The organism is Deinococcus detaillensis, assembly GCF_007280555.1.
GTDB lineage: Bacteria > Deinococcota > Deinococci > Deinococcales > Deinococcaceae > Deinococcus > Deinococcus detaillensis.
This window is the reverse complement of sequence record NZ_VKDB01000057.1, coordinates 1-5,957: the sequence shown is the minus strand read 5'-3', so window position 1 is coordinate 5,957 and position 5,957 is coordinate 1. Positions and strand designations below refer to the sequence as shown.

General features: G+C 61.0%; 7 protein-coding genes. 5 read left to right on the top strand and 2 right to left on the bottom strand.

Annotated features, from left to right (window positions below):
* Positions 1 to 148: 148 nt before the first annotated feature.
* A complete protein-coding gene (locus tag FNU79_RS18575) occupies positions 149 to 841 on the top strand; it encodes a hypothetical protein (RefSeq protein ID WP_143722283.1) in 693 nt (230 codons plus the stop codon).
* A 352-nt stretch (positions 842 to 1,193) separates the two neighbouring features.
* On the opposite strand, the gene FNU79_RS18570 is transcribed toward FNU79_RS18575, so the two are convergent.
* Positions 1,194 to 1,766, bottom strand: coding sequence for a hypothetical protein (locus FNU79_RS18570; RefSeq protein WP_185974815.1), 573 nt, complete (start codon positions 1,764 to 1,766; stop codon positions 1,194 to 1,196).
* Between the two features lie 571 nt (positions 1,767 to 2,337).
* Here FNU79_RS18570 and FNU79_RS18565 point away from each other — a divergent pair.
* Positions 2,338 to 3,072, top strand: a complete 735-nt coding sequence (locus FNU79_RS18565) for an HNH endonuclease (RefSeq protein ID WP_225430192.1) — start codon at positions 2,338 to 2,340, stop codon at positions 3,070 to 3,072.
* 96 nt (positions 3,073 to 3,168) lie between these two features.
* Here the strand turns inward: FNU79_RS18565 and FNU79_RS18560 are convergent, their stop codons facing one another.
* Positions 3,169 to 3,666 carry an ankyrin repeat domain-containing protein gene (locus tag FNU79_RS18560; protein ID WP_404825814.1) on the bottom strand — a complete coding sequence of 166 codons (498 nt, stop codon included), beginning with the start codon at positions 3,664 to 3,666 and terminating at the stop codon, positions 3,169 to 3,171.
* Positions 3,667 to 3,852: 186 nt separating this feature from the next.
* Here FNU79_RS18560 and FNU79_RS18555 point away from each other — a divergent pair, with 186 nt between their 5' ends.
* The 3 genes from FNU79_RS18555 to FNU79_RS18545 form a co-directional block, all read left to right on the top strand.
* Entirely contained in the window at positions 3,853 to 4,272 is a 420-nt protein-coding gene (locus FNU79_RS18555) for a hypothetical protein (RefSeq protein WP_143722279.1), read from the top strand.
* Between the two features lie 168 nt (positions 4,273 to 4,440).
* Entirely contained in the window at positions 4,441 to 5,487 is a 1,047-nt protein-coding gene (locus tag FNU79_RS18550; RefSeq protein ID WP_143722278.1) for a hypothetical protein, read from the top strand.
* A 161-nt stretch (positions 5,488 to 5,648) separates the two neighbouring features.
* On the top strand, positions 5,649 to 5,957 hold a 309-nt coding region (locus tag FNU79_RS18545), incomplete at its 3' end, for a helix-turn-helix domain-containing protein (RefSeq protein WP_143722277.1).

The window sequence follows — 5,957 nt, the reverse complement described above, 5'->3', positions numbered from 1 at the left end:
ACGACCCGGCCACCGTTGCCACCAGCGCCGCCGACGACCTGCCCGCCTTCACGCCGCGCCCCGTGACCCTAGTTGCTCACAGCAGCGCCGACGGCTTGACTCTGATTGAGCCGTACCGCCCGCCTACTGACCTGGACCACTGAAGGCTGTGGGCAGCGACGCGCCCGCCGAACCCACCGCCCGCCGTTCCCTTGAAGGGGTTGCCCTGCTGCGCCGCCGCGCTGAACGCTTGGAGAAGCGCAAGCGCGGCGGCGCTGCTTTGCCGTCTGACTTCATTCCCGACGATCTGCAAGACAGCACCTATCTGCGCGGCAAGCGGGCGGGCAAGATGTTCGGTCACGGTGCCGGCCTCGCTTGCCGCCTGCTCTCAGCGACTGACCACCGCTTAAAACTAGTGACGGTGCAGCTCGGTAAGTCCACACCCGCCGCGCTCTACGACCCAGCGGTAAACAAGAACGCCCGAACGGTGAGCCACGCCGTGTTCGGCAAGTGGCCCGTCTGGGCGAAGCTGGAGCGCGGCCCGGAGTGCGGCCTGCACCTGCACTTGTTGGGTGCTGCTGATGCCTTGCTGCTGTTGCCCCCCCACAGCTCGGTGAAGGATGTTGAACCCACTGACGCCGATTACCGCCGCTTGCTGGGCTATCTGAGCAAGCCTGGAGACGCCCGCGCCTGCATGGTCAAACTCGGCCCACAGCGCTACGGCAAACCCGACCCGCTGCTACTTGCCGCCGCCGTCATCGACTACCGCACCGCTCGCGCAGATCATCGCCTGCCTTCGCTGAGCTGGACTTACAACGTTCCGCGTCTCAAGCCAGATATGGCCCTAGTGCGCCCGGCCTGAATCTGCCCTCAATGTCAACTACGTGTTTCAAATGCCCAGACCCCCAATTTCACCCACCACAATTCCGCATCAGACCCGGCGTATATCAGGGAGATTCCAACCCACCCCGCATCAGCGTCAGCGCTAACGAGGTAAGCGACAGACCCGGCGACGACCTTCCAATCATCAACAGCGGGCAGGTTGACTGGAGAGGTTGCCGTCAGGCAACTAGGCCCGGCCCGGCTATGAGGGCCATGCCCGGCACCCCTGAGCCTAGACCCGCTCGGCACGCTTGGAGATGACCGGGGCTAGGGGCTTTAGGGGGGGGGTAAATTAGCTGTATTGGACGGTGCTGTAGAAATCCCAGCCTTGGTTAAATCTCAATCCCAACGGCCCGCAACGCCCTAGCCCAGCGACGGTCAAACACGCCGACGGCCCGTCTAATCGCGGCGGCGCGGCGAGGGCGATAAGCCTTACCCGGTGTGGGACGGCTCAGGCCCATGACCTCGTACGACCAAGCCAACGTTTTGTGTTGCTGCCTGCTTCCGTCGGTCAAGCCCAAACACGTCCGGCACCCGATCAGCGGCGCGTCCACTTCGCCCCCCGCTGCATTCCAGTGAGAGGCGTAGACGGCCCCCACGCGGCCTGCACAGCGAGGACAGACGAGCCAGAGCCGCGCCGCAGATCGCCCGGTGGGTGCTGTGGTGAGCTGCACCCGGTTCCAGCCCGGCTCTAACTCAGTGTCCAAGCTGGAGACGACCCGGAATGTATTTGCTTCTGGGTTCCAATCCACAGCCGCCCGCGCCACGATATCGGTAAGCGCTTCCAACTCGCCCGCAGTGCGCCGCCGCGCCTTCACACTGGCCGCCAAACTCGCCACCGGTAACGCCCAGCACGCTTCAACCGGCACCCTAACGAAATAACGCCGCTCGGTTCTCTGGTTCACTCGCTGCTGAACTGTCGGCGGCCCGTCACCTGCCTCAACTGCCGACGTGAAGGTATCCCCGATCCGTTCATATCCTTGCGTGCGCAGGCCCATGCCTCAGTTTAGAGCGGAACGCTAGCGGAGTTTCCGAGGTTTTGACAAGGAGGCTTGGACAGTTCAGCAGCTGCTCGGCCCGCTGCATACACGCGAGGTCTGGCAGGCAGAGTGTCAGGATGGGGTATACCTCAACCTGACACTTCAAAAACGGCTAAAAGGTGTCAGATTAGGCTCGTTTTCCGGTTTATCTGACACTTTCAAATTCAAGTCTAAGAGTCTAGCTTGACACTCTGACTTGACACTTTGGCAGGCCTTCACGCTACCCTAGACTATGCGCCTCTACGTGGGGGTTACCGATGATGACTGGTTCAGTTACCTCGCTGCTCAGTCTCACCTGGCCGAAGTCAACTTCTGGCGGCCAAGCGGAGCTTCCTTCCAGCTGCTGAGGGAGGGTGACTTGTTCCTCTTCAAGCTGCATGCCCCTCACAACTTCATCGTTGGGGGCGGTTTCTTCACGCGCACACTGCTCTTGCCTGTGAGTCTGGCTTGGAAGGCATTCGGCGTCGCCAACGGTGCTGGAGACCTACTGACCGTCCAGCAGCGAGTCGCCAAGTACCGCTCTAAGCAGGGACACGCGACCCAGGAGGCCAATCCCAGCATCACCTGCATCCTGTTGGCCGAACCGTTCTTCTTCCCACGTGAACAGTGGTTTCCGATTCCTGAGAGCTTCAAACTCAACATCGTCTCGGGCAAGGGCTACAGCACCGATGACACCGAAGGCCGCGCACTCTATGACCAGGTCGCCGAGCGCCTGCGCTTGCAAGTCACCGACCCAGCACCGGCCACCCTCGCTGCCATCGAGACGCCCCGCTACGGTCAGCCGCAGCTCGTCCGGCCCCGACTGGGTCAACGTAGCTTCCGTGCCCTCGTCACCGAAGCCTACAGCCGCCGCTGCGCTATTACGGGGGAGAAGACGCTGCCGGTACTCGAGGCGGCGCATGTGCAGCCGTATGGCCGTGGCGGGCCGCACGCCATCGAGAACGGCTTACTTCTCCGAAGTGATCTGCATCGCCTCTACGATTCCGGGTACATCACCATCGAGCCCGAGGAGCGGCGGTTGATTGTTAGCCCGCGTATCCGCAGCGAGTTCGAGAACGGTCGGCACTACTACGCCCTGGAAGGTCAGCAGCTGGCCGCGCCGCAACCCGGCTACCCACTGGTCAGCAGCGAGCGGCTGAGGTTCCACACCAACGAGGTCTATCGAGGCTGAGGAGGGCAGGGTTAAGCCATCTTGTTACACCTCTCAGACGCTCCGGCGAGGGGTGTAACACCTGTTGGGGTGGCACGTTTCTGTGAGAAGAAATATCTAAGCCATATGAGCTTCCAGAACCTGTACAGCCTCAGCCCACCCATAACTTCGAGCTACGTCAGCTGCTGTTTTGTCCCTGTCATCCCTTAGGACTGGGTCAGCTCCTTGCGCGAGCAAAAAGAGCACAAGGTCAAGATCAAGAGGTCCATTCGACTGATAGGAATAGTCGGCTATAGCGTCCACGGCCATCATCAACGGTGTATAACCGCCCTGCATACGCAGATTTACATCTGCACCATGCGTTAATAACAGTTCTACGATGGGAAGCGAGAAGGTCTGAACTGCGACAAACAGCGCAGGAATCTGGTCCTCGAAGCAGAAATTTGGGTCAGCACCTGTATCAATGAGTAGCCGGGACATCTCCAGATGTTCATAATTGACAGCTCGCGTCAATGCTAAGGATAAGACCCCTACCGAGTACGATTCACCCAGGAGGGCTTCACGTACTAGAGGCCAGTCTCCATTCGAGGCAAGTTCAACAAGGTCAACGGGCATCCTAGCCATCTTATCCAATCAGCGTTCTCGAATGGACGTTTGAGAGGCTTCATGCCGCAGAAATAGTCAGGTATAAACGGTTTTATTCCTGAGAGATTAACACTAATAATAGTTAGTGCTGTTTTACCGTTGTTTCACCGTGTGACGTCATTTGACCCACCGTGTAACGCGGCGGTAGCTTGAGTCGTGCCAAAGTCAATTTACGCCAACCTCAGACCTAAGCCTGAGAATCTGGGAGTGACGCCGCTGCGAGAGGGCGAGACGACCCAGACCATGAGGATACGCAGCCATACAGCCGCCGTTAGGTGGGCTGCTGGCTTAAGCGCTGCCGAGCGTGGGGCCATCTTCGCCGCCGCCCACCTTGTAGCCACCAGCACTGAGCATGAGCACTCGCCTACGCCAATACGCCTTGAATTGGGCTCAGGTATACCGAGCGAGAAGGCCGCACATCATGGACTGATCGTTCAACAGCTTAAGGACGGTGGAAACCTTGAACGCATTGGGAAGTTGTGGCGACTGACCACCGCCGATGGAGAAGCCCGCACGCTCAATCAAAAGATGATTGATGTGTTACTGCGCCTAGACGTGCTGCGCTCGGTTGATTGATTGCGCTGCGCCGCTTCCCCTGCTCAAAGGTTGTAATCTGAGATCAACACTAGGCAAAGCAAACGCCGCCTATCTTTTGCGGGATACGGGCGGCGTTTATCGGCCAGGGTGTGACCCTGAACCACAAGCATAAACCACTTGTGGACGGGTGAAAAGGGGTATTCAGCCTTGCTATCTCTCTCACTGACCGCCGTACTTGACCGCGCCCGCGTCGCAGTCATCCAAACCACCACCACCAACACTGCGCCCGCCGCGCCTGCAAGCATCACCCGCTGGCAGCAGCAGACCCGCGCCGACAATGCCGCCCGCGCCGCCGCGTTGCCCCGCCTGGGCGTTTCTATGAACCGCACGGCCCCGCCCGCCGCGCCGCGAGTGCTGGCCACCTACCCCAACGCCGACACCGTAAGGTCTGGCCGCCCGCTCAAAGTGGGTGAAGCGGTGCTGTGGAATTTCTTGCACCGTCTGGCGCTCGACTTGGGCCGTGAGCGGGGCCATACCGCGCTGCCCTCTCAGATCACCTTCCACCTGCCCGCCGTGACGGTGGCCGGGGTGCTGGGCTTCACGCCGCGTCACCTGCGCCGCCTCGCTGCTGGCTTAGAGCGGGCGGGCCTGATCGACCAGGGCGGCCATGCTCAGCGCGTGGGCCTTCGCAATCTGTGGGACGGTTCGCTGTGGGCCGTGCGAACAGATACCCGCGCCGACCCGCCGAGAGTCACGGCGGAGGAGTGGCAGCACAACTGGAGACCAGACTTTGAGGCGGACGTGATCGGCAAAACCGGCGCTGCTGCGGAAATGTCCCTACTACTCTCTTCCAGTGCTGAACCGGAAATGCTCTACGCCACTGCAAAACGACGCGCCGCTGTTCCAGGCGTACAAAACGCCCCGCTACCATCCAGTAGGGACATGCCCACACCTGCTGGCCTGAGAGACGCGCTAGACGGCCTCGCTGCCCTCTGGCATCTGCACGGCTCGAAACGGCCCCGCGCTGTTGGACGGCTGGCTTCACAGATTGCCGCCGCGCTGTGCGAACCGGAGCGCCGTAGGTACTGGGCGGGCGTGGTGTGGCAGGCGTTGACCGCTCAAGACGAGGGCCGCACTGGAGGACTGAGCGCCCTTGCTGCCCAATTTGACCGGCTGGCCGCTGATCTGCTGGAAGGTGCGCCCTGGAAGTCACCCGGCGCGGTGCTGGCTGCCCGGTTGAGGCCCAGCAGCTAAACCCGGCCCAACAGCCTTCATACTCCCTTTAATCACAGGTGAGTTTCAAGGTCAGTTTGATTACGTGCAACGCATAAATACCAAGAAGGAGAAATCCCCAAACCGTGTTCAGCGTGCGCTGCTTTATGTTGTTTGCCAAAAATGCTTAATAGACTGTGGATATGACAAGCGCCCTGAAGGCCCACCCAGAGCAGCCCGCCGCCCAATTTATGCCCACCCGCGCCGCCGCTGCTTTGCTCGGCTGCTCGGTTCGCACGGTACTGAATTTAATTGTGGCCGGTCATTTGCCCGCAATCCGACTTGGGCCTGGCCGCTCGGGCTACCGAATCGCGCCCGCTGCGCTGCTGGACTTCGCGGCCCGGTTCGGTTCACACGACCCGGCCACCGTTGCCACCAGCGCCGCCGACGACCTGCCCGCCTTCACGCCGCGCCCCGTGACCCTAGTTGCTCACAGCAGCGCCGACGGCTTG

Coding starts and splice junctions, on each gene's coding strand:
- FNU79_RS18560 (WP_404825814.1), bottom strand. CDS start 3,666: ATGCCCGTTGACCTTGTTGAACTTGCCTCGAATGGAGACTGGCCTCTA.